Raw genomic sequence first — 24,071 nt, 5'->3', positions numbered from 1 at the left:
TGTTGATCGGCAAGCCGGGCCAGAATGCCCATCTGCGACCATAGTTGTTCCGTTCGATCCAGGAGAACGCCATGAAATACCTATGTCTGGTCTACAGCGACGAGCACCTGCTGCATTCGCTGCCGGAAAGCCCGCACGATTCAGAGTGCATGGCGTACGCCGAGTCGGTCCAGGGCAGCGGCCGGATGGTCGCCGCCGAGGCACTGGAGTCGGTGCAGACGGCCACCACGGTGCGCATGCGCAACGGCAAGCTGTCGATCACCGATGGCCCGTTCGCTGAAACCAAGGAGCAGTTGGCCGGTTTCTACCTGATCGATGCCAGGGATCTGAACGAAGCGATCCAGGTCGCCGGGGACATTCCGGCGGCCCGGATCGGCTGTGTCGAAGTGCGCCCCGTTCGACAGTTGAATCCTTGAGATGCCGGGGCTTTCGGTGCAGGCACAGGTCGAGCAGGTTTATCGCCAGGAATCGCGGCGCATTCTGGCGACGCTGATTCGCCTGCTCGGCGATTTCGACCTCGCCGAAGAGGCCCTGCACGAAGCGTTTTTCGTTGCGGTCGAGCGCTGGCAGCAGGATGGCGTTCCGGACAACCCGCGTACCTGGCTGGTGTCCACCGGGCGTTTCAAAGCCATCGATGTGTTGCGGCGGCGCGCCCGCTTCGCCGCCTCGCGACCACTGTTGATCGCGCAACTGGAGGCGCTGGAGCAGGCCGACTGGAGTGACGAAGACGTGGAAGACGATCGCTTGCGCCTGATCTTCACCTGTTGTCACCCGGCCTTGGCGGCGGATGCCCAGGTGCCGTTGACCCTGCGCGAAGTCTGCGACCTGACCACAGAAGAAATCGCCCGGGCCTTTCTCTCGGCGCCGGCCACCATCGCCCAGCGCATCGTGCGCGCCAAGGCGAAAATCCGCGATGCAAAAATCCCTTATCAAGTGCCGTCCCTGGCGGAGTTGCCCGAACGCCTGGACAGCGTGCTGCGGGTGATTTACCTGGTGTTCAACGAAGGCTACTCGGCGTCCATCGGTGCGCAAGTGACTCGCGAGGATTTGACCCGTGAAGCGATTCGTCTCGGCCGGTTATTGATGGAGCTGTTGCCGGAACCGGAAGTCATGGGCCTGCTGGCGCTGATGCTGTTGCACGAGTCGCGACGGGTGGCCAGAACCTCCACCAGTGGCGAATTGATTTTGCTGGATGAGCAGGATCGAACGTTGTGGGACGGCGAGATGATTGCCGAAGGCTGTGCACTGGTGGAGCGGGCGCTGGGCACCCGACGCTTCGGTCCGTACTGCCTGCAAGCGGCAATTGCCGCGGTGCATGCCGAAGCGCCGTCGGTGGATGAGACCGACTGGACGCAAATCGTCGGGCTGTATGACGTGCTGCTGCGAGCCGTGCCGTCACCGGTGATCGAGTTGAACCGGGCGGCGGCACTGTCGAAACGCGACGGTCCGTTGGCGGGGCTGGCCCTGGTCGAAGCAATACTGGATCGCGGTGAGCTGCTGGATTATCACCTGGCGCATTCGGCCCGAGCGGAATTTTGTCGGCAGTTGGGAAGGGTGGAGCAGGCCCGAGCGGCTTATGAACGGGCGCTTGAGTTGACGCAGCAAGAGCCGGAGCGGCGGTTTATCGAGGGGCGGCTCAGGGCGTTGGAATGATGTGATCTTGCGGGCCTCATCGCGGGCAAGCCCGCTCCCACAGGTTCAGGGGGGGCATATATTTTGTGTACGACTCGGACACTGTGGGAGCGGGCTTGCCCGCGATGGCGTCCGAACAGACACTGCTATTCCAGCATCTCCCACAGGTTCAGGGGTGTGCATATATTTTGTGTACGACTCGGACACTGTGGGAGCGGGCTTGCCCGCGATGGCGTCCGAACAGACACCGCTATTCCAGCATCTTGCCCAACAACCAGCTCCCCGCCGGCCCCGGCGGATTGAGGCGCGACCACAAGGCATCCACCGACACCGTTTTCGGCCAGCCGCGCACCTGCAATTCCTGCAGCGATCCCGGACCGAAACGTTCCACCAGCCAACGCGGCAACGGCGCCCAACCGAATCCGCCCTGGGCCATTTCCAGCAGCATCAAGTAACTCGGCGCCGACCAGACACGGCCCTTTGCACGGCTTTCATAGGGATTGACGATGGTTGCCAGGCGCAGTTCGCGGTGCTGTTGCAGTATGTCCTGATCGATGTGTTTCAACGTCGCCAACGGATGCCCTGGCGACACGAACAGGGCGATTTCCGTGCGTTCGTCCACCGTCGAATTGACCAGGTCCGGCGGATAGCTGTCCTGCATTTCGGCGAAGGCAACCTGTGCCCGGCCGCTTTGTACCAGCGCCACCAGGTCGTCGCATTCGGCGATCAGGCATTCGAGTTCCAGGTCCGGATAACGCTGCTCGAACGCACTGAGTGACGCTTCGAAACGGTCGGACTGGTAGGTGTCGGACAGCGCCACGGTCAGCTTCGCCTCGACCCCTTGAGACAATTGGCTGGCACTCATTTCCAGACGACTGGTAGCGGCCAGGATGTCCTCCGCCCGCTGCAACATCACGTGCCCGGCCGGGGTCAATGTGGGTTTGCGGCTACTGCGGTCGAACAGCGCCAGGTTCAGGTCGATTTCAAGACTGGCCACTGCGGCGCTGATGGTCGACTGGCTGCGGCCCAACTTGCGCGCCGCGGCGGAAAACGAACCCTGCGTCGCCGCCTGGACAAACGCCTGCAACACTTCCTGGGAGGCCATGAACTATCGCCTTGATCGATGGTTATTGGTTATGAAGTATCGGTGTGATGTCGGACCATGGCAACCACAGTCACTCAGAGGAGTCTGGTCATGAGCGCCAACAAATCCATCACTGAACGTATTTTCCAGGCCATCGGTTTCGAACTGCTGGCCATCCTGATCTGTACCCCGTTGCTGGCCTGGATCATGGACAAGCCGATGATGGAAATGGGCGTGGTCACCGTCGTCATTGCCGCCCTGGCCCTGGCCTGGAACGTGGTGTTCAACGCCCTGTTCGACCGGGTGCTCAAGCGCCTGGCCATTGCGCATAACGCCTGGGTCCGCGGGGTGCATGCGCTGATGTTCGAAGGCGGCCTGGTGGCCCTTGGCGTACCGCTGATCGCCTGGTGGCTGAATATCAGCCTGTGGCAGGCGTTCTTGCTGGATCTCGGCGTGCTGCTGTTTTTCCTGCCGTACACCTACGTTTACCACTGGGTGTATGACGTGGTGCGCGAACGGCTCGTCATGCGTGAGCACAGCAACGCATAACCCTGTAGGAGCGAGGCTTGCCCGCGAAGAGGGTGTGTCAGGTACGACGCCTTCGCGGGCAAGTCGGATCGCCGCACCGCACGCTCCTACGGGTCTTGCGCTGATTACAAAAACATCCCGCCAGACGCTTCAACGCGCTGCCCATTGATCCACTGGCTACCCGGCGCCACCAGCAAGGCAATCGCGGCGCCGATGTCGTCCGGCTGACCGACACGACCCAGCGCGGTATTGCTCGCCACCAACTGGTTGATGGCTGCGTTATCGCGCACGGCGCCGCCACCGAAATCGGTTTCGATCGCCCCCGGCGCCAGGATGTTCACCGTAATCTGGCGGGCGCCGAGTTCTTTGGCCTGGTAGCGCGTCAACACTTCCATCGCTCCCTTCATTGCCGCGTAAGCCCCATACCCCGGCAGGCTGAAGCGGGTCAGTCCGCTGGACACATTGATGATGCGTCCGCCGTCATTGAGCAGTGGCAGCAGGGTTTGGGTAAGGAAAAACGGCCCTTTGAGCTGGACATTCATCAGTAGATCAAACTGCTCGACCGTGGTGTCGGCGAAGTTCGCGTGCAGGCCGATACCGGCGTTGTTGATCAGGAAATCGACGTGCGTTTGATCGAAGTGCGTGCGTAATGCCTGGTCAACCTCGATGCCGAAGGCGGCGAAGTGTTCGCTCTGGCCGACATCCAGTTGCAGCATGGCGGCGCGACCGCCCAGGCTTTCGATTTCGGCGACCAGTGCTTGTGCCTCGTCGGCGCGGCTGTGGTAGGTGCCGATGATGTCGATGCCTTGCGCAGCCAAGTGCAGGGCTGCGTTTTTGCCGAGGCCGCGACTGGCGCCGGTGATCAATGCGATTTTGCGGGTCATGGGACTTCCTCAGGAGCAGTGGCTGTTAATGTGAGGAAGTTTATTTGTCCGGCTTTCGGTGATAAACATGGCGAAATCGGAATCACTGGTCGGTACAGCCGAACAATAGAGGGGCAGGCCATGAACAAGCTGGAACTGTTGCGCACCTTTGTCCGGGTCAGCGAGATGTCGAGTTTTACCCTGGCCGGGGAGAGTCTGGGGTTGCCGCGCTCGACGGTGTCCGAACAGGTGCAGGCGCTGGAGGCATTGCTCGGCACGCGCCTGTTGCAACGCACCACGCGCAAGGTTCAGGCGACCCAGGATGGCCTGGTGTTGTATGAGCGCAGCAAGGATTTGCTGTCGCACATGGATGAAATCGAAGGGTTGTTTCGTCAGGACGAAGCGTCATTGGTGGGACGGATCCGCATCGACATGCCGAACATTCTGGCCCGGCGCGTGGTGATGCCGCGCCTGCCGGAATTCATGGCGCGACACCCGCTGCTTGAGCTGGAAATCAGCAGCACCGACCGTCGGGTCGATTTGCTCAGTGAAGGCTTTGATTGCGTGGTGCGGATCGGTGCGCAACCGGATCAATCGGTGGTCGCCCGCCACCTGTGCGACTTTGCCATGATCAACTGTGTCAGCCCCGGGTATGTGCAGCGTTATGGCATGCCCGAGCGCCCGGAAGATCTGGCGCAGCATCGGCTGGTCCATTACGTCGGTGTGTTGGGCGCGCGCTCTGAAGGCTTCGTGTACGAGGTCGACGGCAAGGTGCAGCGACTGCCGATGAGCGGCAGCATCACGGTCAACAGCACCGATGCCTATGAGTCGGCATGCCTGGGCGGTTTCGGCATGATCCAGGCACCGCGGATGGGCATGCACGAATACCTGCACAGCGGTGCGCTGGTGGCGGTGATGCCGCAGTACAACGCGCCGTCCATGGAGGTCTCGCTGCTGTATGCCCGGCAACGGCATTTGCCATTGCGGGTGCGGGTGTTCATGGAGTGGTTGGGGGAGGTGGTGCGTTCCGCGATCTGATCAACATCACATAACCTAATGTGGGAGCGAGCCTGCTCGCGAAAGCGGCATGTCAGGCAATATCAATGTCGACTGACACAACGCCTTCGCGAGCAGGCTCGCTCCTACAGGGTTTTGCGGTGTTCTTTAGAACAGTTGGGTGAACAACCAATACAAACTCCCCGACAACAGGATCGCCGCCGGCAAGGTCAGGACCCAGGCCATCAGCAGGTTGCGGATGGTCTTCATCTGCAAGCCGCCGCCGTTGGCGACCATGGTCCCGGCCACGCCCGACGACAGGACGTGGGTGGTCGATACCGGCAGACCGAACATGTCGGCGGCGCCGATGGTCAGCATGGCCACGGTTTCCGCCGAGGCGCCCTGGGCGTAGGTCAGGTGGGTCTTGCCGATCTTTTCGCCAACCGTCACCACAATGCGTTTCCAGCCGACCATGGTGCCCAGGCCCAGGGCGATGGCCACGGCAATCTTCACCCACAACGGAATGAACCGCGTGGAGCTGTCGATCTGCTGCTTGAACAGTTGCAGCTTGCCGTTGGTGTCGGCGTCGAAATTGCCGACCTTGTTCTTGTCCATCAGGCGAATGGTTTCGCTGGTCAGGTACATGTCGTTACGCACGTTGCCCACGGCCTCGGCAGGGACTTTCGACAACGCGCCATAACCCTTGACCTGAGCACCGATGCTGCCGGTCAGCGCGGCGAGCGCCGGCACCAGTTGTGGCGTTGCTTCCTTGCTGCGCACGTAGTCGGACAGCACCGGGCGCGGGTCGGCCGGGGCCGGCAGCGGTGCGCTTTTCACCAGCGCTTGCTGAGTGACTTCAGCCACGGCGGCAAACTGCAATGCCTGATCGGCGGGCATGGTGCGGTTCAACGCGTAAGCCATGGGCAGGGTGCCGACCAGGATCAACATGATCAGGCCCATGCCTTTCTGTCCGTCGTTGGAGCCGTGAGCAAAGGACACGCCCGTGCAGGTGAGGATCAACAGGCCGCGAATCCACCATGGCGGTGGCGTGTTGCCCTTCGGCTCCTTGTACAACGCACGATTCTTGACGAACGCGCGCAGCGCCAGCAACAGCAACGCAGCGCAGCCGAAGCCGACCAGAGGCGAAAGCAACAACGCATAGCCGATCTTGGTCGCCTGCGCCCAGTCCACGCCACTGGTGCCGTCACGCCCGTGCATCAGGGCGTTGGCCACGCCTACACCGATGATCGAACCGATCAGCGTGTGCGACGACGAAGACGGCAGGCCCAGCCACCAAGTGCCGAGGTTCCACAGGATGGCCGCGATCAGCAGGGCGAAGATCATCGCGAAACCGGCGGAGGAACCGACTTGCAGAATCAGCTCCACCGGCAGCAACGCGATGATGCCGAACGCCACCGCGCCGCTGGACAGCAACACCCCGAGGAAGTTGAAGAACCCGGACCACACCACCGCGACATTCGGCGGCAGCGAGTGGGTGTAAATCACCGTGGCCACGGCGTTGGCGGTGTCATGGAAACCGTTGACGAATTCGAAGCCCAGGGCAATGACCAACGCCACGCCCAACAGCAGAAACGGCGTCCAGGTGGTCACCACGGTGCCGAGTTCGTTCATGTCGTGCATCAGGCTGTAGGCAGTAAACAACAGCCCCAAGGCCAGCACCGCGAAAAACACCACGAGGGTGAGCAGACCGGGTTTTTTATCGAACTGCGGTTTACCGCTACTGGTGGGCGCCTGGGCGGGGGAGAAGGAAGGCGTAGCCATGCCGGACATTCCTTTGGAGGGAAGGGGGTATCCGCCATGATCGTTGCGAAATGTTACAGGGAGGCTGCTTTGGGTCAGGGTTTGGGCTTTTTGTGGATCCGATCATCCGAATCCACCACTCCTCTGTCGCGGTGAAACCTGAAACCTGTGGGAGCGAGCCTGCTCGCGAAAACGGTATTGGATTCAACAATTGTGTGTCTGACACACCGCTTTCGCGAGCAGGCTCGCTCCCACAGGATTTCAAGCGTGTTCAATAATCCCGTCGCTTACGAAACGCCCAGCGTCCCGCAATCAGGGTGAATGTCGCGACCAGCGCCACCAGAATCCAGAAGCCTTCCGGGTCCTGGGAAAGCGGCACGCCGCCGACGTTCATGCCGAAGAAACCGGCAATGATGTTGATCGGCAGCGCCAGCACCGTGACCACGGTCAGGGTGAACAGCGTGCGGTTGCTCTGTTCGTTGAGGTTGGCGGCGATTTCTTCCTGCAACAACTTGATGCGTTCGCTCAGCGCCGTCATGTCGTTGATGATCAGGGCGAACTCCTCGGTGGATTTGCGCAGCTCCTTGACGTCTTCCTTTTGCAACCAAGGCGGCGGGCGATTGAGCAGTCGCAACAACGAGCCCGGTTCCAGCGCCAGCAGGCGTTGCAGGCGCACCAGCACCCGTCGGTTGGCGCCCAGTTCGGCGCGGTTGGTGGACAGGCGCGAGGACAGCAACTCGTCTTCGATCTGATCCACGCTCAGGCTGGTCTTGCGCACGATCTGCGTCAGCACTTCGCCCTGATCGCGCAGCAGGTGCACCAGCAATTCCAGGGGCGAGCGAAAGCGCTCGCCGGCCTTCACCGAGGAGCGCAACTTGTCTACCGAGTGCAGCGGTTGCAGGCGCGCACTGATGATCAACCGACTGCGCACGCACACCCACAGCGTCGAGACATCCGACGAGACCATGCTGCTGAGGTTGAACACCACATCGTTGACCACCGCCAACAATGCCGAATCGACATGCTCGATGCGCGTCGAGCGTGAACCTTCATGCAGCGCTTCGAAAAACTCGTCGGGCAATTCCAGATGGCTTTTCATCCAGCGCTCGCACGCGGCATGGGCGAGATTCAGGTGCAGCCAGAGGAATTCGTCGCTGTCGTCCGGTTGTTGCAGGCATTGCAACGCCCTGGCCGAGTCGATCTCCCGCCCGCGCTCGCCCGGGCGGAAACTGAAGCCGTAGAGCAGGCCGAACAGATCCGTATCGCGATGGCTTTGATCGATGCTGTGGTTCATGAGGACTCGCAAGGGAAGGCGCCTGTCGCGGGTTTTACAGGTTCACTTGAGCCGCATCATCGCAAGGCTTCATGACGTTTTTGTGACGACAAAGTGAATGCAAAAAATGGCCATACCGGCGGTCGGATTCAGCTAAAGAACCGCTCTGGCACGCCGATCCCGCTTGAGGTAAGTTGCGCGCCCTTGGCCCAAAGCCAACGCCGCAGACAGGGATGTTTGAACACCTTTCACGCCTTCACCGGGCGTGTCTCATTCCTGCCACGAGTACCTTCCGATGCTTTTGCAAAAGTCCTTGAGAGCGCAAATTCTCGCCCTGTTGAGCGGCAGCCTGTTTGCGATGCTGTTGATCGCCCTGGCCTGTTTTCACTTTCTCTCCAGCGGCGTGCAGCGCTACGCCAACTTGATCGAAGGGCCGTTGCACACGTCGCAATTGATCGACGAAGCCAACCTGCAATTCAAGGTGCAGGTGCAAGAGTGGAAAAACGTTCTGTTGCGCGGCAAGCAACCGGCGGACCTGGACAAATACTGGAAGCAGTTCGAGGACCGCCAGCGCGATGTGCAGGGCATCCTCGGCGAACTGGCGGGGCAGAAGGACATCGAGCCGTCACTCAAGGCTCGCATCGAGCGCCTGCGCGATGAGCATCGCCAGTTGGGCGCCGCTTACCAGAAGGGCCGTGATGCCTACGTGGCGGCTGGCGCCGACCCGACGGTGGGCGACACCGCGGTCAAAGGCGTGGACCGCGCGACCAGCGATCAGATGAGTGAATTGGTCAACGAGTTGCGCAAGCAGGGCACCGAGCAATCGAAGCTGATCAGCGCCAGTGCCGACAACACCGTGATGCTGGGGATCATCGTGATGCTGGTCTCGGGTCTGCTGATCGGTTTGCTGAGCCTGTGGCTGGTCAACCGCAACCTGGTCGAGCCGATTCGCCAACTGATCGAATACGTGGCGCAACTCAGCCGGGGCAAGCTTGCCGAGCGCGTGGCCAGCACCCGTCAGGACGAACTGGGCAAACTGGCGATGGCCGCCAATACGCTGCGCGACTTTCTCGCCGAAACCTTCAACCGGTTGCAGCGCAGCGCCACGAATCTGGACAGCGCCAGCGGTGAACTGAATGCGATCGCGACCCTGATGGCGTCCGGCACCAATGAGCAGTTCAACCGTACCGATCAGGTGGCCACGGCGATGAACGAAATGTCCGCCACCGCCCAGGAAGTCGCCCGCCATGCCGCCGATGCGGCGCGTGCCGCTGATGACGCCGACCATTCGGCGCAGCAGGGCGAAAAAGTCATGCAGGGCACCATCCACACCATTACCCGGATGCGCGGCGAAATCGCCAATACCGCCACAGTCATCCGTCAGCTGGAAACCGACAGCGGTCGCATCGGCAAAGTACTGGAAGTGATCCGCGGTATCGCCGAACAGACCAACTTGCTGGCGCTCAACGCTGCCATCGAAGCGGCCCGTGCCGGTGAAGCCGGGCGCGGGTTTGCGGTGGTGGCCGATGAAGTGCGCAGCCTGGCGCAACGCACGGCGGCGTCGATCATCGAGATCAACCAGATCATTCAGACCGTGCAGACCGGCGCGGTGGATGCCGCGCAGGCGATTGAAAGCGGTCAGTCGCGCAGCGAGGAAAGTGTCCAGCAAGTGACCGAGGCCGGCGCCATGCTGGAGCGCATCACCCTGGCCGTGGAAGCCATCCGCGACATGAACCGCCAGATCGCCACCGCCGCCGAAGAGCAGACCTCGGTGGCCGAAGACATCTCGCGCAACCTCACCGAAATCACCAGCATCGCCAGTACCAACCTGGACAACGTGCAGCGCACCGAAGCGGCGAGCAACAACCTGCACGGGTTGTCGGGAGAGTTGAACGAGGTGACGGCGCGCCTGAGCGCCTGACCCATCGGCCAGACGAAAAAAAGCCGCACGATCGGAACATCGTGCGGCTGGTGTTGAAGCGGATTTATTTGTCCTGTTTGTTTTTCAAAACCTTGCCGGTCGCGGCATCGATGTCCACGTCCCACTTCACGTTTTGGGCGTCGCGCAGTTCGATTTCATACTCGAAACCGTTGAAGTGGTTGTCCAGTTCGGTTTTGGTAATGGTCGCCCCCGGATGCAGTTGCAGCGCGATCTGGTTCAGGTCTTCCAGTGGCTTGATCTTGCCGTCCTTGACCAGTTGTGGAATTTCGTCCACTCGTACATCGGCCTGGGCCAGACCGGCAGCGAGGGTCAGGGTTGCAACCGCGAACAGGGCAGTCAAGGTTTTCATGAGCGTCTTTCCTGGGGGAGCTGTTTAAGTGGGATCAGGTTATCCGTGGCAACTTAATTCAGCCTTAAATCCCCGTTGTCCGAACTAAAGCCTTCGCGAGCAGGCTCGCTCCCACAGTGGTTCATTGGCTTACACAAATTCTGTGACCTACCGAGATCAAATGTGGGAGCGAGCCTGCTCGCGAATGCAAACACCTCGGTCCCGGATCAATACCCGTTGTTCTTCAACACCTGATCGACACTCACCGCCGCCGGGCGTTTGTAGAACTTCAACAACTCACTGGCACGGTTGGTAAAGATCCCATCAACCCCTGCTTCCATGACCTTCTGATAATCCACGGCATCGTCGATGGTATAGACGTGCACCAGCAGGCCCTGATCGTGGGTGTACCGGTTCATCCACGGGTGCACCAGATCCGCGTAACTCTGATCGCCACCCTGGGTCAGCGCGGCGGACGGGCCGGTGCCGATTGCGCCCTGGGCCTTGGCGTAGTCGACCCAGCGCTGGAACTCGGCTTTGTCTTTCGGCGCCTGTTTGGCGTAATAGGCGGCTTTGTCTTTCTCGCCGGACTCGGCAAAGGTGACCTTCGAAACAGGTTCAATGTTGCCCTCGCCGACCCACAGCAACAGGATCTTCGGCACCTGCGGCATTTCCTTTTGCAGCAGTTCGAGGCTGCTCTTCTCGAACGTTTGCAGGACCACCTTGCCCGGCCCCTGACCGACCGCCGGCTCGCTTTTCGCCACTGCCGAACCGGCCGGGATCAGCCAGCCGCGTTCCTGAAGTTTCGCTTTCAGGTCATGCTCGATGCCGGGAAATTGCTTCGGCTCCTTGGTCTCGATGTACAGGCCCGGTTGGTGCTGCGGATTGCCCTGGGCGATGTCGATGATTTCATCGAGGGTCAGGATGTTCAGGCCCGCGTAGGAAGGGCGTGCGCGATCCGGGTATGCGGTGTTGAACCAGGTGCCGGCATCCAGGGTTTTCAGCTCGGCCATGGTGAAGGCGTTGGCGGGGCTGTCCTTGCGCTCGGGGAATTTGCGGGCGACGTCGGTGGTGCGTTGCAGGGTGTTGTCATGCAGGGCGAACAGCACGCCGTCCTTGCTGCGTTGCAGGTCCAGTTCCAGGTAGTCGGCACCGAGGTCGCGCGCCAGTGTGTACGCGGCGGCGGTGGATTCGGGGGCATCGAAGGACGCGCCACGGTGGGCGATCACAGCCGGGTGCGGGATGCCCGATCGGATCGCCAGCGCCGAGGGGGCTGGCTCGCTGGCGGCCTGGGCCTGGCCGAGGGCGAGCAGCAGACTCAATAACAGAGCGTTTTTAGTGAAGGTGACAGGCATGGTCGAGATCCTTTCGCGAGGGTGTTCAAAGACGTCCCTTTTAACAACTGAACGTTGCCAGCGCTATCGCGAGACCGACATAAACCTGTTTGAAGCTGATGTTCGTCAGGGTTTTTGTGCGTGCGTTTGCAGTAGGCTTGCTCCCGGCAATTTCCCCGGCAGAGGGAAAACCCTTCGCGAGCCCTGCGTGTAAACCAGAAATCACATCGTGTGAGGTTTACCATGCGCATCACTTCCCAGCTGATTTGCCAGGCTGCCGACCAACTCAAGGGCTTCGTCGGCCTCAATCGCAAGACTGGCCACTACATCGTCCGTTTCAGCGAAGATGCCTTCGGCATGGACGTGGCAGACGACGGCATCATTCCGGTCAGCGAATTCGTCTGGGTCGTCGGCCCGGAGCACACCATGACCCTCAAGCGCGAGTTGATTCAGCTGCTGCTGGATCAGAATATCGACGAGCGGATCAACATCACCGAACCGTTGCGGGTGTACATGAACCGGCGGGATGTGCCGGAGATTACGGCGCTGCGGAGTTTGGTGCGGGGCTGAGGTTTATGCGGTGATTTTTCTGGCCTCTTCGCGAGCAGGCTCGCTCCCACAGTTGATCTTCAGTGTTCACACGGACAATGTGGGAGCGAGCCTGCTCGCGAAGACGGCCTGATAAACACCGCATCAACTACAGCTTGAACTCATAATCCCGCTCAACCTTACACACCCGCGTACAACACTGCGCATACCAGGTAGACCGCCCCCGCTCCCGAATTTCACTGTGCTCCGGATGATGCTCCCACAGTTGATCTTCAGTGTTCACACGGACAATGTGGGAGCGAGCCTGCTCGCGAAGACGGCCTGATAAACACCGCGTCAACTACAGCTTGAACTCATAATCCCGCTCAACCTTGCACACCCGCGTACAACACTGCGCATACCAGGTAGACCGCCCCCGCTCCCGAATTTCACTGTGCTCCGGATGATGCTCCCACAGTTGATCTTCAGTGTTCACACGGACAATGTGGGAGCGAGCCTGCTCGCGAAGACGGCCTGATAAACACCGCATCAACTACAGCTTGAACTCATAATCCCGCTCAACCTTGCACACCCGCGTACAACACTGCGCATACCAGGTAGACCGCCCCCGCTCCCGAATTTCACTGTGCTCCGGATGAAGCTTCCACGCCAAAATCGCCGCCTCGCTTGCCCAATACGAAACGGTAATCCCCACCCCATCATCACCCCGCGCCGACTCCACCCCAAGGAACCCCGGCTGCTCACGGGCCAACTCGACCATTCGCGCGGCAGCTCCGGCGTAACCCTGATCACCCTCAGTGCGCAGCGAGGTGAAGATCACCGCGTAATACGGCGCGGGCGGAGTATTGGCGATCATGACCGCCGCTCCGCGCATGCTTCAACCAAGGCCCGCACCAGAGGCGGCAGGGTGCCTGTGAGCGCAGCGCGTTCCGGCTGGAACAACGTGGCAACGAAGAACGGATGACCCTTGAGCTCCAGTGCGCGCAAGCTTTGCGCCGCATCGTGACCGACAGCATGTAGTTCGTGCTGGAGCAAGGCCTGCTCGAACAGCGGGTTCACACCAAAGCGGCAGCGATAGCCTTCACGAATCTCGGACGTTTCATACGCCTTGGCGATCAACGAACCTTTGCGCAAATGAATGCTATCGACCACCTCAACCAGTGAGCACGTCAGAGGCGTGAGCAATGCGCGGGCAGCGTCGGGAGATGTCTCGCCGTGCTCGGCATTCGACCAACCCAGTACGTTGCGCGCATATTCCAGCACGGCGTGTTGAAACCCGCCGCAGGTGCCCAGGAACGGTCGTTGTTGCTCGCGGGCAAAGCGAATCGCCCGCAATGCGCCGTCCATGCTGCGATAAGGGCTGGCTGGCACGCACCAGAAACCGTCGAACTCATCGAGCGACGTATAGGTGCTGATGCTGTCGGTGGCCAACCATAGCCCTTGTACATCCTTGCCGGTGTGTTCGGCGGCCATTCCGAGGGCCAAGGGGATGGCCTGATGAGCCGTAACTTGCGGATCGTAATCGCCGATCAGGGCGATGCGGATGACGGGGTTTTCCATGGCTGGCCTCAGCGCTTGTTGATTCCTGACGCCCACTATAGATTGGCGTTCACGCACTCAATATTGGCGTTACTCCAAGTGATCAATGCAGCGACGCACTATCGACTGGACTACCCGGACCTGGCCCTGATCCTTGCGCTGGTGCGCGGCGGCTCGCTGGCTCGGGCTTCGCAGCTGATGAAGGTCGATGTTTCGACGGTGTTTCGGGCCGTGCGTCGACTGGAAGCTGCATTGGGCCAACAGTTGTTCGAAAAAAGTCGCGCCGGCTACCTGCCCACCACCTTGGCGCAGTCGCTGGCCGAGCAGGCGGAACGGGCCGAACAGGCATTGGACGCGGCGCGCATCGGCGTGGAGCAGGGTGGTGAAGTCGTCAGCGGCACTGTGCGCCTGACCTGCACCGATTCGGTCCTGCAAGGTTTGCTGTTGCCGGCGCTGGCGCAGTTCATGCCCAACTACCCGGCGCTGACGATAGAACTCAGCACCTCCAACGACTTTGCCAATCTCAGCCGCCGCGATGCAGACATTGCCCTGCGCCTGACTCGCACACCACCGGAGCATTTGGTGGGGCGGCGCCTGGCAGACATTGCCTACCGGGTGTGTGCCAGCGCGGGTTACCTGCAATCGATCGATACGACAGACCTGGCTGCATTGACCTGGATCGCGCCCGATGACTTTCTGCCGGATCACCCAACGGTGGCGTGGCGCCGTCAAGCGCTGCCGGGCGTGATGCCGGGGTATCGCTGCAACAGCATGTTGTCGGTCACCGAACTGGTGCGGGCCGGATTGGGGGTGGCGGCGTTACCGGATTTTTTGATCGGTGACGGCTTGCAGACGCTGGGCGAGCCGTTGCACGGTTACGACACTGCGCTATGGCTGCTGACCCGCCCGGATTGCCGGGCGTTGCGCTCGGTGGTGACACTGTTCGACGAGTTGGGACGCGCGCTGAAATTGCCGTAAGGCCACTCAGGCCTTTGGCTGATCCTTGCGTACGAAATGCTGATGCATCTCCGTGGTCAGGGTTTCGATACGCTCGGTCAGTTCCTTGGTCATTTGTGTCAGTTGGGTGTTTTGCTCAAGCAGCTGAAGCAGTTGCGCGGTATTTTGCGCCGCTTGCGCCTGACGTTCACTGTTGGCAATCGCCAGCGCTTCGCGGTGCTGCGCATCGGCTTCGGACTGGGCTTTGTCACGCGCCGCCTGACGGGTTTGCGCCAGCAGAATCAAGGGTGCGGCATAGGCCGATTGCAGACTGAATGCCAGGTTGAGCAGGATGAACGGGTAGACGTCGAAGTGGGTGAAGCCGGACAGGTTAAGGCACACCCAGACCACCACGATCAGCGTTTGCGCACCGAGAAAGGTCGGGGTGCCGAAGAATCGTGCAAAGGCTTCGGCCCGCAGGGCAAATTTGTCGTTGCCAAAAGTGGGGGCCAGGTGGGCATGAGGACGATGAAAACGCAGGTGATCGACGGCGGCGGGGGCTTGGGTTTCGCTGGTCGTGCTGGTCATGATGCTCTCTGGATGGCGCTGGGACTGAGGCTCACTATAGCCCCGACGCCAGTTTCATTCAGAAACACATTGCCGTGTCTGATTTGGAACGGCGGACAGGTCGATCACTTGGCCAGAATTGTCATTTATTGCACTTGATAACAGGCCAAAAACATATCCAGCGCCGACTCCACCACGGTGCCCTGCATTTCGGCCGACAAACCCGGGAAACCCATGGAAATCTGCGGCCAGAAGGCGAAGGATTTGAGCAGGCCCTGAACCTGTTGCGCAGCAAAGTCGGGGGCGGCCGCTTTCAGGCGACCATCAGCCTGGGCGGCGCGAATCCACACGGTCAGGCCTTCTTCATGTTCACCCATACGCGCCACCATGTTCTGCGCGCGTTCCGGGGAATGGATAGCTGCCGCAATCGCCACCCGCGCCAGGTCGAGAAAATTGTCATCGCCCAGCATCTGCACCTTTGCCGCCAATATCGGACGCAGTTGCTCGCGCAGCGGCAAATCGGAGCGGTAGGGCGTTTCCTGTTCAGCCGTCACCCGCGCCCATAATTGATTGAGGATTTCGGCAAACAACTCTTCCTTGCTGGGGAAGTGGTTGTACACCGTGCGCTTCGACACACCGGCGGTAGCGGCAATCTTGTCCATGCTGGTGATCTCGAAACCGTTGGCACGGAATTCGGCAATCGCCGCCTGAATAATGGCTTCGCGTTTTCGGTCGGTCAGGCGCTGTGGAGCTGTCATAAATGCGGCTTCGGCAGAGTGAATAGAAAATTACACTCGGTAGTTTACTTGTGAACGGCTTTGATGCAACCTTGAAACTACACTGTGCAGTGTAATGTTTTGTTAATCCTGCACGGTGATAACTAGAGTGTTCGGCTGATGCGTGCGTGCCTTGGCCATTTATCGTCCCAAGCGGAAAATCGTGAAACGAGCGGTTTTTCTGGAGTCATTCAGTCATGGCCAACTCAACTTCCCCGGCGGATGTCGCTGACACAGCCGAAGCTTCTCGTCGGACAGAAGGGCAATACCGCAACCATGCGCCGGTCAAACGCGAAGGTTTTCGCAAGACCTTGCGCATCCTGTGGAACGTGATCTTTCACAAACCGCGTGATACTCGCCCCAGCGCCCCGGTCCCGGTGCAACCCCTGACGCAAGCGGCACTGATTGCCGCACCGAACCACAGCGTCTATCGCCTCGGTCATTCCACGGTATTGCTCAAGTTGCGGGACAAGTTCTGGATCACCGACCCGGTCTTCGCCGAACGCGCCTCACCGGTGCAGTGGGCCGGCCCGAAACGATTTCACCAGCCACCCATCAGCCTGGAACAATTGCCGCCTATTGAAGCGGTGATCCTGTCCCATGATCACTACGACCACCTGGACCACCAAGCGGTGCTGAAGCTCGCCGACAAGACCCGATATTTCCTCACCCCGCTGGGCGTGGGCGACACCCTGATCAAATGGGGCATCGACGCCAGCAAGGTCCGGCAACTGGATTGGTGGCAAGGCACCGAAGTCGAAGGCATTCGCTTTGTCGCCACACCGTCGCAACACTTTTCCGGTCGTGGTCTGTTCGATGGCAACAGCACGCTCTGGGCCTCGTGGGTAATGATCGACGGCGATACACGGATCTTCTTCAGTGGCGACAGCGGCTACTTCGATGGCTTCAAACGCATCGGCGAACAATACGGCCCGTTCGACCTGACCCTCATGGAAACCGGCGCCTACAACGTCGAGTGGCCGCACGTGCACATGCAACCCGAGCAAACCCTGCAAGCCCACCTCGACCTCAAGGGCCGCTGGCTGCTGCCGATCCACAACGGCACCTTCGACCTGTCAATGCATGCCTGGTACGAGCCCTTCGACCGCATCCTGGCCCTGGCCTGGGAACGCAGCGTTTCGATTACCACGCCGCAAATGGGCGAGGCCTTCAACCTGATGCATCCACAGCGGGGTGGGGCCTGGTGGCTGGCGGTTGAGCAGCAGGTATTCGAGGATCAACAGAGCGTCGGGTAAGGCAACTACAAACAGAGGCGAACCTTCGTACGAGTAGCAGTGAGCCGTGATGACGGATAATTTCGGCCGCTTCTGTAGGCTGAAAAAACGGGTGAAATCATTCACTCGCAATCAGTCAGAAGGATGTCTACATGGACGTAACGTTAAACGGCTGCATGAAGCGGCTGGCCGGGATTGCCCTGTTTTCGATGGCGGCGAATGCAGCCACTGCGCAGCCCCCCGCGCCCGAAACCAGGCTGGAGTATTTGAGTGTCGATGAAATCAATCAGCGGATGGATCGCGGTCAACTGAACGCTGTAACGCTGGTTCGGCACTTGTTGCAGCGGATCGAAAGGCTGGACAAAAACGGGCCGGCCATCAACGCGATCATCGAACTCAACCCCGATGCATTGGCCATGGCCGAGTCGCTGGACCGGGAGCGAAAGGGCGGCTACATCCGAGGGCCGCTGCATGGCATTCCGGTATTGCTCAAGGACAATATCGATACCTCCGATCAAATGCAGACCACTGCCGGTTCACTGGCCATGGTAGGTGAGCCCGCCGCGCAGGACGCCTTCATCGTGCAACGCCTCCGGGCGGCGGGGGCGGTGATTCTTGGAAAAACCAATCTCAGTGAATGGGCTGCCTTCCGCGATCCTGGACTCCCCAGCGGTTGGAGCGGGCGCGGCGGCCAAACCAAAAATCCACACCTGTTAAGTGGCGACCCCTGCGGTTCCAGTTCAGGCTCTGCCGCAGCCGTCGCGGCAGGTTTTGCGCCCTTGACCGTCGGAACGGAAACCTCTGGCTCGATCAGCTGCCCGGCGTCCATGAATGGTGTGGTGGGTATCAAGCCTACGGTAGGTCTGTTGAGCCGCAGCGGCATCATCCCGGTCACTCACAAGCTGGACACGCCCGGCCCGATGGCGCGCACGGTGCGCGACGCAGCACTCCTGTTGAACGCCATGGTGGGCAGCGATGCCGCTGATCCGGTGCCAAGGCCGCAGAATCTGGACACCGTGGACTTCACCGCCTTGTTGCGTCCAAACGCACTGGTCGGACGGCGAATCGGTTATCCCGCCAAATTTGATCGCAGCAATTTACCGCTCCTGACCGATCCGCAGTTTTCTAAAGCGTTGGAACTCATGCAGGCAGCAGGTGCAACGTTGATCCCCGTGGAATTGATCGCCCCGGTTTCAGAACGGGTAGAGGAGGCATTGCACATGGGGATCAAGCGCGACTTGCCTCGTTACCTGGCGACTCGAACCGGCGTTCCTGCCAAGACACTGGAAGATCTACTGCTGTTCAATGCCCCTAACTCCGAAGGTCATAACCAGGACACATTGATCGCCGCCAGCAAGGTTGTCTTTGACGAGCAAACCTACAACCAGCTCTGGCAAAAAATCCAAAGCGAAAATGCCGCTGCCATCGATCAATTACTGGCAACCCATCAACTGGATGCCCTCCTATCAGACGTCGCGTCACCGGCCATGAACGTCGTACCGCTGGCAGGATATCCCGGCATCATGGTGCCTTCCGGCATAGACGATGACGGCGTGCCAACTTCGGTTTACTTCTTCGGACCTCGCTGGAGCGATGCCAGGCTTCTGGCGTTGGCGTATGGCTATGAGCAGGTGTCCCATGCACGGCGGACACCGGCGTTCAAGCCGTAGCGAGAGGGCGACAACGTGGCTGATCAAGGCGAATTGCCTATCAGGTAAAGACCACTTCGAGTCGGCCCTCTTTTCGTGATCGAGGGGCCGACTTGACCACGATCTGCACGTCACGCCCAAGCAACAGCAGGCACTCCATCATCTTGGCTTCACTGATCCCCCGAAACTTTCCACGTAGCATTTCGGAAAGCTTGGGTTGTGACAGACCCAAAATGTCTGACGCCTGAACCTGGGTCAAATGTCGAGCCTTGATGATTTCACCAATTTTTGCAGCCAACTGGGATTTGACCCGCATTTCACTGGCGTTGGGTGTTCCGAGGTCTTCGTAGACGTTCCCACTGCCTTCTTCGATTTCAACCATTTTTCAATCCTTTCGCATGATCCCGTGCTGCTTGAAGGCGCTTACTGATTAGATCGATGTCGCACTGCGCGGTCTTGATCCCGGTAGTCGACTTTTTCTGAAAGCAGTGCAGAACATAAATTGCGCTACCAAAACTAACGGTGTAAACGGCACGATAGGTGTTCGTATCGAAGTCCTCAATCAACTCAAGAACCCCCGCACCTCCAAAGCCCTTCAATGGCTTGGCGTCCGGATGCTTCTTGCCGCTTTGCGCCAGATGGAGAGCGTGACCAAAAACATCCTGTACATCTGAGGGCATCTGCTTGAGATCTTTCTTGCTGCTGCTAACCCACAGGAGTGACTTCCTTGTACTCATGCGAAAATATACCTATATGGGAATAATCGTCAATCGAAGCTTCTGCTCATTCAACCATCGCAAAATCCGCCCGCCCCACCGGATTCGGCGTCGACCCCTTCACATTCATCCCACGCCCCGGCGCAAACCCCGGGAAGAACACCAGCCCCTCCGATTCAAACCGATACGCCAACGTCAACCGCGTCACATCCAGCACCTCGCGCTTGGCCTCGAAACGCTGAATGGCCTCCACCGAAACCCCGGCCTCCCGAGACAGCTCTTCTACACTCCAACCCAGCATCGCTCGGGCCTGGGCGCAGTGGGCCGGGGTGAATTGGAAAAGGGCGATACGCTCCAGGGTGATTTTCATCGCTTGAGAGGCCATGGTGTTCTCCGGGCTCGGGGGTGTTGGTTCAAAATATACTGTGTTTTTGTACAGTTGTTTTGAGCCCGGATCAAATTGATTTTTTGATTTTTTCTATCCCATGCCTTCCAGCCGGACGGACGGTTACTTCCCCTCCAACCCCGGCGCCTCTCGTACAATGAGGTGATCCAGATTCTCAATGTTGGCGCTGAACACCCCGAACGTCTGCTCGGGGTTTTTCTTGCTCGGCACCTGCTTCAACTCGGGCGTCACCCCATAAAAAAAGCAATACAACGCCCGCCCACTGTCGATGGCATGCTTGATCTCTTCCAGGAACGCCTTGCGCTTGCGGTAGGTGTCGATCAGCTTCTTGCTCAGGTAAACATTGACCGAATACGGCTTCTTCTCGAACCAGACCTTCTTCTCGAAATCGATGCGAAAGCTCTGGGTGTAGTCTTTGATCTCCTTGATCCTGCCCCAGTAAATCAGCCCGTTGTTGTCCTGTAGATATTCGATCTTCTTGAAGAACGCCCCGTAGGTTGCCGTGTGCTCACCGATCTTCAATGGCATGCGCTTGAGCAGCTCCTTGTCTTCGAAGTTCGAGACAAAACACTCCACGGGGTGAGCGAAGACACTGGTTTTGTCCGGTGCCGAATCCTGGGCTAGATGCTCGACGCTATTGTCCGCTGAAGACGTTATCGCCTCATCCCTGGCAACATCAGTCGTCACCGCTGGGCTGTGCGGCTTACGCACATACTGACGCCGGGTCAGCAGCAACTCCGACGGAAAATGTTCTTCAGGACCGTCTTCCGCTTCGGCCTCCACACCCGACGCCGGCGCCTTCAGGCTCACATAAGGACAACCCTCGACATGCCGCGTACTCGGCAGATTTTTGAAATGCGGTGTACGCACGTAATTCACATTCTTGGCATTGAACGTCCCCAACCCATTCGTCGCATCGAACGCCAAACGACAGGCATCGTTGGGGCACTGGAAATGCTCCTGGGCGGAATCGAACGCCATCGTCTCGTCGAAATTGAGATCGCGCACGTCATAGATCGACAGTTTGTCGTCGAGGCTGAGGCAGTAGGCGAGGTCGAATTTCATGGGGCTCGGATTCGTGAGGGGGAGGGGTATTAATAGCGGGAGCCGAGACTGGTTGCACTCACTGTTTTCAACACACCGCAAATCGAAGGCCAGCCACTGAACCTGTGGGAGCGAGCCTGCTCGCGATTCCAAAAATCACCACAGCCATCAAGCCAACCACCCACCTGTGGCGAGGGAGCTTGCTCCCGCTGGGCTGCGAAGCGGCCCCAAAACCAGCAAGCTCGGTACATCAGGTAAACCGCATCGCGCGGATTGGCGACTGCTGCGCAGCCGAACGGGAGCGAGCTCCCTCGCCACAGGTTTTTGTTCAACTCGCTCACTCGGAATCATTTCAGTTATCGACTATCACTACAGGTTAAAAACAGAGTTAGGTTGTGTGGGAGTGATATGGCGCAAATCTTCTCGATTTCGCTTATTTGTTTTTTCGTCAGTTTGTAGTCGTACACATAATCTTCTTCACTTTTCCAGCCCATTAATGCAGCTAGCTCGCCGCTAAGAATTGGGAGTGTTTTTTCATATGACGCGAAATCATCCCCATCGCGTACTCCCATTACTGTGTGCTTCAAGGTTCTATACTCCGTGTCGGATCTGCAGGTTTTGTCTGAATTCCTGAGTTATGGTCAAACTCACCCAAGTGTTTCCCACGCTTGTTGTACTTCTCCACTGCGCCATGCTGAAAGTCCCATTCGTAAATTGTGCCGGAACCATCCTTCCAGCGAGGGCGGAGACCACCACCCTTCATACGTGTTTTGGGTGGAGCCCATTTTGCACCTGGGAATGCGGGCAGTACGTTCGGTTTCGGGTGGTATTTGTGAGAAACACTAACAACCACATAAACCGGCCTCACCCCCGTCCCCACCGGAAACACAAGAATGAAATCCTTGTACTCAGGCGGGTAAATCGGGTTCACGATAATGGCATCAGCCTGCTTCGTCGGCGGAAAGACCCATATATGCGGTGCCTGCGGGGCGGCCTCCAGCTTGGGAATGCCGAGAATGTCGGTGCCGTCCACGGCTGGGGTCCAGATCAGTTCGATGCCGTCACCGAGGTCGGCAATGTATTGGCTGCCGCGCATGGCGATCTGTACGACATCAACCATCTCCCAGTCGCGATTCTTGCCGGTGTAGAAGCCGTAACCCTTGAGACTGCCATCAGCCTGTTGTTCGATTTGCAGGCGTACGCGAGTGCGGGCCTGTTTGAGGGCGCGCAGTTGGTCTTCGGAGTAAAGGGCGCTATCGCCCAGGCTGGGTGTCCAGAACACGGCGAGCAGGCCGGCCAACGTGGCGCTTGCGGCAGCGCCGATGGCTGGCATGACTTGCATGGCTGGAGCGCGCAGTGCCAGTCGCCCGACACCCAGCGAAAGGGTCGAACCGCTGATCGTTTGCAGATTCAGCAGCCCGCCATCGTCCGCCTCGCGAGCACCGAGCCAGGCGATTTCACCGTAGTCCTCAAGGCTATCGGTGGGCACCATGCCCGAAGGGTTTGAGTAGTTGATGACCGCGTCCGGCAGCTTGCAGGATTTGGCGAAGACGCAGCCCGCTTGAACCGTTTTTTGTTCGACTGCGACGATCTGGCGCTTACGCATGTATTCGTCTTGCCGGGCGAGCATGGCCTCGTGGTCTTTTTGCCGGGCCTCGCGCTCGGTCAGTTCGCGGGCTGTCATAGGGCGGTAGGTGACGTGATGACCGTCACCGGATGGCGGGTTTCGAATTAGGGGAATGTCCTTGTTGCGAGCCACTGATTGTCCTTGTGTGTTCGTCCATCGACAGCCCCGAATAGGGGCTGCGCGACGTTAACGAATGGGACACAGTGTGGCTGTAGGACGGGTCGCTAATGACTCAGGGAAATGTCGCTGATGGTCAGGACGGCAGCGCAGAGCTTCTATGAACCGCCGCTCTTACAGGCGTGAGAGTGTTGTCTGTTCTTCAACGAATTCGGTCTGCCTGCCAGGCGATCAGCTTCAGAAATTCCGTGGGTGCGGGCTTGCTCGCTATTCCCAAGAACAACACAGCCCCCAAGCAAGCCCCCCACTTTGTGGCGAGGGAGCTTGCTCCCGTTGGGCTGCGAACCAGCCCCAAAAACCGCACTAAGCGGAACATCAAACAAACTGACGCGCGCGAATTGGCTATTTTTACTCAGAAACAGAAAATCCGCTGCCGATATTTCAGGCAGCGGATTTTATTGGGGCGAGCAGTCAGTATCCACGCATCACTCGTGATGCCTTCCGCCACCACGATTCATGCCGATTGAAAGGATCATCCGCCAACATGCACGGCATATCCCGCAACCGAATCCACGGTTCATCCTGCCAATGCAGCATGCAGAGCGACATCTTCGGCCAATCAAGCACACTCAACGTCGGGCGCTCCCTGCGCGACGGCTGAGCATCACGCAACACAGGCACTACCTGATGAGTCAGCCACTCCCGCAGCAATCGATTCTCAGGGTAGTAGTGATAAATCAACAACGCATACACACCTGACTCGCTCACCATCAAGCGCTTTTTGGCTGCGCCATAGACTTCGATGAGCATCATTTGCCTCTGGTCCGCATCGAGCTTGCGCGTCATACGTTCATCAAGGTGTTTACCCATCAGCCGTCCTAGATCATGTGCGCAGAACCACGCCTGGTTCTCCAAAAGAAGAGCATGCAGGTGGACGTTGTGACGGGTGAAAAGGGTAGGTCTGAGCGATTCAGGCATGGCGTGCCTCCTGGAGCGGAAGCGCGTGGTTGGATCTGAGGGTACGGCGATTCACCTTCATCGTGAAGGTCGGATTGTCAGGCATTTCCTTTACCTCTGGCTGCTTTCTTAGGGCATTCGTTAAGGGTGTCGGGAGCTAAGAAACCCACCAGAGACGGGCCGGACATATTCCCCTTTCGGGTCTTGTATTC

General features: G+C 59.2%; 25 protein-coding genes and 1 pseudogene. 9 read left to right on the top strand and 17 right to left on the bottom strand.

All coding sequences use genetic code 11. The annotated features are described in order from the left end of the window. Nucleotides 1–71 precede the first annotated feature (71 nt). Both LAB08_RS23905 and LAB08_RS23900 read left to right on the top strand, forming a co-directional pair. Nucleotides 72–416 carry a YciI family protein gene (locus tag LAB08_RS23905; RefSeq protein ID WP_096509405.1) on the top strand — a complete coding sequence of 115 codons (345 nt, stop codon included), beginning with the start codon at nucleotides 72–74 and terminating at the stop codon, nucleotides 414–416. A 1-nt stretch (nucleotide 417) separates the two neighbouring features. Then, a complete protein-coding gene (locus LAB08_RS23900; RefSeq protein WP_096509406.1) occupies nucleotides 418–1,653 on the top strand; it encodes an RNA polymerase sigma factor in 1,236 nt (411 codons plus the stop codon). Nucleotides 1,654–1,882: 229 nt separating this feature from the next. On the opposite strand, the gene LAB08_RS23895 is transcribed toward LAB08_RS23900, so the two are convergent. After that, entirely contained in the window at nucleotides 1,883–2,737 is an 855-nt protein-coding gene (locus LAB08_RS23895; RefSeq protein WP_096509407.1) for a LysR family transcriptional regulator, read from the bottom strand. A 90-nt stretch (nucleotides 2,738–2,827) separates the two neighbouring features. Here LAB08_RS23895 and LAB08_RS23890 point away from each other — a divergent pair, with 90 nt between their 5' ends. Continuing rightward, nucleotides 2,828–3,265: a multidrug/biocide efflux PACE transporter gene (locus tag LAB08_RS23890; RefSeq protein ID WP_096509408.1), complete on the top strand. Its 438-nt coding sequence runs from the start codon at nucleotides 2,828–2,830 to the stop codon at nucleotides 3,263–3,265. 104 nt (nucleotides 3,266–3,369) lie between these two features. Here the strand turns inward: LAB08_RS23890 and LAB08_RS23885 are convergent, their stop codons facing one another. Beyond that, nucleotides 3,370–4,128, bottom strand: coding sequence for an SDR family NAD(P)-dependent oxidoreductase (locus tag LAB08_RS23885; protein WP_096509409.1), 759 nt, complete (start codon nucleotides 4,126–4,128; stop codon nucleotides 3,370–3,372). A gap of 120 nt (nucleotides 4,129–4,248) precedes the next feature. Between LAB08_RS23885 and LAB08_RS23880 the strand changes: the two genes are divergently transcribed. Further along, the gene (locus tag LAB08_RS23880) at nucleotides 4,249–5,145 is read left to right on the top strand and encodes a LysR family transcriptional regulator (RefSeq protein ID WP_096509410.1); all 897 of its coding nucleotides are present in this window, start codon (nucleotides 4,249–4,251) and stop codon (nucleotides 5,143–5,145) included. Between the two features lie 126 nt (nucleotides 5,146–5,271). On the opposite strand, the gene LAB08_RS23875 is transcribed toward LAB08_RS23880, so the two are convergent. Next, nucleotides 5,272–6,885, bottom strand: a complete 1,614-nt coding sequence (locus LAB08_RS23875; protein ID WP_096509411.1) for an inorganic phosphate transporter — start codon at nucleotides 6,883–6,885, stop codon at nucleotides 5,272–5,274. Between the two features lie 250 nt (nucleotides 6,886–7,135). After that, nucleotides 7,136–8,158 (bottom strand): transporter, encoded by a 1,023-nt coding sequence (locus LAB08_RS23870; RefSeq protein WP_096509412.1) that lies wholly within the window; start codon nucleotides 8,156–8,158, stop codon nucleotides 7,136–7,138. A 274-nt stretch (nucleotides 8,159–8,432) separates the two neighbouring features. Between LAB08_RS23870 and LAB08_RS23865 the strand changes: the two genes are divergently transcribed. Continuing rightward, nucleotides 8,433–10,058 (top strand): methyl-accepting chemotaxis protein, encoded by a 1,626-nt coding sequence (locus LAB08_RS23865; RefSeq protein ID WP_096509413.1) that lies wholly within the window; start codon nucleotides 8,433–8,435, stop codon nucleotides 10,056–10,058. Between the two features lie 64 nt (nucleotides 10,059–10,122). Here LAB08_RS23865 and LAB08_RS23860 read toward each other — a convergent pair whose 3' ends face one another. Further along, nucleotides 10,123–10,428: a PepSY domain-containing protein gene (locus tag LAB08_RS23860; protein WP_096509414.1), complete on the bottom strand. Its 306-nt coding sequence runs from the start codon at nucleotides 10,426–10,428 to the stop codon at nucleotides 10,123–10,125. Nucleotides 10,429–10,634: 206 nt separating this feature from the next. Continuing rightward, nucleotides 10,635–11,762, bottom strand: a complete 1,128-nt coding sequence (locus tag LAB08_RS23855) for a glycerophosphodiester phosphodiesterase (protein ID WP_096509415.1) — start codon at nucleotides 11,760–11,762, stop codon at nucleotides 10,635–10,637. A gap of 222 nt (nucleotides 11,763–11,984) precedes the next feature. Between LAB08_RS23855 and LAB08_RS23850 the strand changes: the two genes are divergently transcribed. Next, nucleotides 11,985–12,311: a DUF2025 family protein gene (locus LAB08_RS23850; protein ID WP_096509416.1), complete on the top strand. Its 327-nt coding sequence runs from the start codon at nucleotides 11,985–11,987 to the stop codon at nucleotides 12,309–12,311. Nucleotides 12,312–12,630: 319 nt separating this feature from the next. On the opposite strand, the pseudogene LAB08_RS30450 reads toward LAB08_RS23850, so the two are convergent. The 3 genes and pseudogenes from LAB08_RS30450 to LAB08_RS23840 form a co-directional block, all read right to left on the bottom strand. Next, nucleotides 12,631–12,744 (bottom strand): annotated as a pseudogene (locus LAB08_RS30450) (antibiotic biosynthesis monooxygenase); the annotation flags it as partial. 78 nt (nucleotides 12,745–12,822) lie between these two features. Further along, the gene (locus tag LAB08_RS23845; RefSeq protein WP_096509417.1) at nucleotides 12,823–13,146 is read right to left on the bottom strand and encodes an antibiotic biosynthesis monooxygenase family protein; all 324 of its coding nucleotides are present in this window, start codon (nucleotides 13,144–13,146) and stop codon (nucleotides 12,823–12,825) included. Further along, complete coding sequence (locus LAB08_RS23840) at nucleotides 13,143–13,850, bottom strand: CTP synthase C-terminal region-related (seleno)protein (protein WP_096509418.1); 708 nt, start codon at nucleotides 13,848–13,850, stop codon at nucleotides 13,143–13,145. Before LAB08_RS23840 ends, LAB08_RS23845 begins: the two co-directional genes overlap by 4 nt. Nucleotides 13,851–13,865: 15 nt before the next feature. Between LAB08_RS23840 and LAB08_RS23835 the strand changes: the two genes are divergently transcribed. Continuing rightward, nucleotides 13,866–14,807 carry a LysR family transcriptional regulator gene (locus LAB08_RS23835; protein ID WP_096515219.1) on the top strand — a complete coding sequence of 314 codons (942 nt, stop codon included), beginning with the start codon at nucleotides 13,866–13,868 and terminating at the stop codon, nucleotides 14,805–14,807. A 6-nt stretch (nucleotides 14,808–14,813) separates the two neighbouring features. Here LAB08_RS23835 and LAB08_RS23830 read toward each other — a convergent pair whose 3' ends face one another. Both LAB08_RS23830 and LAB08_RS23825 read right to left on the bottom strand, forming a co-directional pair. Next, a complete protein-coding gene (locus LAB08_RS23830; protein ID WP_096509419.1) occupies nucleotides 14,814–15,353 on the bottom strand; it encodes a DUF1003 domain-containing protein in 540 nt (179 codons plus the stop codon). Nucleotides 15,354–15,478: 125 nt separating this feature from the next. Further along, complete coding sequence (locus LAB08_RS23825; protein ID WP_096509420.1) at nucleotides 15,479–16,090, bottom strand: TetR/AcrR family transcriptional regulator; 612 nt, start codon at nucleotides 16,088–16,090, stop codon at nucleotides 15,479–15,481. Between the two features lie 215 nt (nucleotides 16,091–16,305). On the opposite strand from LAB08_RS23825, the gene LAB08_RS23820 reads away from it, so the two are divergent. Both LAB08_RS23820 and LAB08_RS23815 read left to right on the top strand, forming a co-directional pair. Next, complete coding sequence (locus tag LAB08_RS23820) at nucleotides 16,306–17,364, top strand: MBL fold metallo-hydrolase (RefSeq protein ID WP_096509421.1); 1,059 nt, start codon at nucleotides 16,306–16,308, stop codon at nucleotides 17,362–17,364. A gap of 131 nt (nucleotides 17,365–17,495) precedes the next feature. After that, entirely contained in the window at nucleotides 17,496–19,013 is a 1,518-nt protein-coding gene (locus LAB08_RS23815) for an amidase family protein (RefSeq protein ID WP_096509422.1), read from the top strand. Nucleotides 19,014–19,053: 40 nt separating this feature from the next. Here the strand turns inward: LAB08_RS23815 and LAB08_RS23810 are convergent, their stop codons facing one another. The 6 genes from LAB08_RS23810 to LAB08_RS23785 all read right to left on the bottom strand — a co-directional run bounded on the left by LAB08_RS23810 (nucleotide 19,054) and on the right by LAB08_RS23785 (nucleotide 23,880). Next, nucleotides 19,054–19,374 (bottom strand): helix-turn-helix domain-containing protein, encoded by a 321-nt coding sequence (locus LAB08_RS23810; RefSeq protein WP_096509423.1) that lies wholly within the window; start codon nucleotides 19,372–19,374, stop codon nucleotides 19,054–19,056. Continuing rightward, nucleotides 19,367–19,729 (bottom strand): type II toxin-antitoxin system RelE/ParE family toxin, encoded by a 363-nt coding sequence (locus LAB08_RS23805; protein WP_096509424.1) that lies wholly within the window; start codon nucleotides 19,727–19,729, stop codon nucleotides 19,367–19,369. Before LAB08_RS23805 ends, LAB08_RS23810 begins: the two co-directional genes overlap by 8 nt. Before the next feature lie 46 nt (nucleotides 19,730–19,775). Next, complete coding sequence (locus tag LAB08_RS23800; RefSeq protein ID WP_096509425.1) at nucleotides 19,776–20,093, bottom strand: helix-turn-helix domain-containing protein; 318 nt, start codon at nucleotides 20,091–20,093, stop codon at nucleotides 19,776–19,778. Between the two features lie 123 nt (nucleotides 20,094–20,216). Next, nucleotides 20,217–21,179: a hypothetical protein gene (locus tag LAB08_RS23795; RefSeq protein WP_096509426.1), complete on the bottom strand. Its 963-nt coding sequence runs from the start codon at nucleotides 21,177–21,179 to the stop codon at nucleotides 20,217–20,219. Nucleotides 21,180–21,741: 562 nt separating this feature from the next. Beyond that, the gene (locus LAB08_RS23790; RefSeq protein ID WP_096509428.1) at nucleotides 21,742–22,917 is read right to left on the bottom strand and encodes a colicin E3/pyocin S6 family cytotoxin; all 1,176 of its coding nucleotides are present in this window, start codon (nucleotides 22,915–22,917) and stop codon (nucleotides 21,742–21,744) included. 456 nt (nucleotides 22,918–23,373) lie between these two features. Beyond that, nucleotides 23,374–23,880, bottom strand: coding sequence for a BRO-N domain-containing protein (locus tag LAB08_RS23785; protein WP_096509429.1), 507 nt, complete (start codon nucleotides 23,878–23,880; stop codon nucleotides 23,374–23,376). Nucleotides 23,881–24,071 lie beyond the last annotated feature (191 nt).

It is taken from the genome of Pseudomonas izuensis, from assembly GCF_002356535.2.
Lineage (GTDB): Bacteria > Pseudomonadota > Gammaproteobacteria > Pseudomonadales > Pseudomonadaceae > Aquipseudomonas > Aquipseudomonas izuensis.
Note: the sequence above shows the minus strand (reverse complement) of the source record. Positions and strands in the feature narration are given on the sequence as shown.

Excerpts from the sequence above, each read along its gene's own strand:
- LAB08_RS23905 (WP_096509405.1), top strand. The coding sequence starts at position 72 with ATGAAATACCTATGTCTGGTCTACAGCGACGAGCACCTGCTGCATTCG.
- LAB08_RS23900 (WP_096509406.1), top strand. The coding sequence starts at position 418 with ATGCCGGGGCTTTCGGTGCAGGCACAGGTCGAGCAGGTTTATCGCCAG.
- LAB08_RS23895 (WP_096509407.1), bottom strand. The coding sequence starts at position 2,737 with ATGGCCTCCCAGGAAGTGTTGCAGGCGTTTGTCCAGGCGGCGACGCAG.
- LAB08_RS23890 (WP_096509408.1), top strand. The coding sequence starts at position 2,828 with ATGAGCGCCAACAAATCCATCACTGAACGTATTTTCCAGGCCATCGGT.
- LAB08_RS23885 (WP_096509409.1), bottom strand. The coding sequence starts at position 4,128 with ATGACCCGCAAAATCGCATTGATCACCGGCGCCAGTCGCGGCCTCGGC.
- LAB08_RS23880 (WP_096509410.1), top strand. The coding sequence starts at position 4,249 with ATGAACAAGCTGGAACTGTTGCGCACCTTTGTCCGGGTCAGCGAGATG.
- LAB08_RS23875 (WP_096509411.1), bottom strand. The coding sequence starts at position 6,885 with ATGGCTACGCCTTCCTTCTCCCCCGCCCAGGCGCCCACCAGTAGCGGT.
- LAB08_RS23870 (WP_096509412.1), bottom strand. The coding sequence starts at position 8,158 with ATGAACCACAGCATCGATCAAAGCCATCGCGATACGGATCTGTTCGGC.
- LAB08_RS23865 (WP_096509413.1), top strand. The coding sequence starts at position 8,433 with ATGCTTTTGCAAAAGTCCTTGAGAGCGCAAATTCTCGCCCTGTTGAGC.
- LAB08_RS23860 (WP_096509414.1), bottom strand. The coding sequence starts at position 10,428 with ATGAAAACCTTGACTGCCCTGTTCGCGGTTGCAACCCTGACCCTCGCT.
- LAB08_RS23855 (WP_096509415.1), bottom strand. The coding sequence starts at position 11,762 with ATGCCTGTCACCTTCACTAAAAACGCTCTGTTATTGAGTCTGCTGCTC.
- LAB08_RS23850 (WP_096509416.1), top strand. The coding sequence starts at position 11,985 with ATGCGCATCACTTCCCAGCTGATTTGCCAGGCTGCCGACCAACTCAAG.
- LAB08_RS23845 (WP_096509417.1), bottom strand. The coding sequence starts at position 13,146 with ATGATCGCCAATACTCCGCCCGCGCCGTATTACGCGGTGATCTTCACC.
- LAB08_RS23840 (WP_096509418.1), bottom strand. The coding sequence starts at position 13,850 with ATGGAAAACCCCGTCATCCGCATCGCCCTGATCGGCGATTACGATCCG.
- LAB08_RS23830 (WP_096509419.1), bottom strand. The coding sequence starts at position 15,353 with ATGACCAGCACGACCAGCGAAACCCAAGCCCCCGCCGCCGTCGATCAC.
- LAB08_RS23825 (WP_096509420.1), bottom strand. The coding sequence starts at position 16,090 with ATGACAGCTCCACAGCGCCTGACCGACCGAAAACGCGAAGCCATTATT.
- LAB08_RS23820 (WP_096509421.1), top strand. The coding sequence starts at position 16,306 with ATGGCCAACTCAACTTCCCCGGCGGATGTCGCTGACACAGCCGAAGCT.
- LAB08_RS23815 (WP_096509422.1), top strand. The coding sequence starts at position 17,496 with ATGGACGTAACGTTAAACGGCTGCATGAAGCGGCTGGCCGGGATTGCC.
- LAB08_RS23810 (WP_096509423.1), bottom strand. The coding sequence starts at position 19,374 with ATGGTTGAAATCGAAGAAGGCAGTGGGAACGTCTACGAAGACCTCGGA.
- LAB08_RS23805 (WP_096509424.1), bottom strand. The coding sequence starts at position 19,729 with ATGAGTACAAGGAAGTCACTCCTGTGGGTTAGCAGCAGCAAGAAAGAT.
- LAB08_RS23800 (WP_096509425.1), bottom strand. The coding sequence starts at position 20,093 with ATGGCCTCTCAAGCGATGAAAATCACCCTGGAGCGTATCGCCCTTTTC.
- LAB08_RS23795 (WP_096509426.1), bottom strand. The coding sequence starts at position 21,179 with ATGAAATTCGACCTCGCCTACTGCCTCAGCCTCGACGACAAACTGTCG.
- LAB08_RS23785 (WP_096509429.1), bottom strand. The coding sequence starts at position 23,880 with ATGCCTGAATCGCTCAGACCTACCCTTTTCACCCGTCACAACGTCCAC.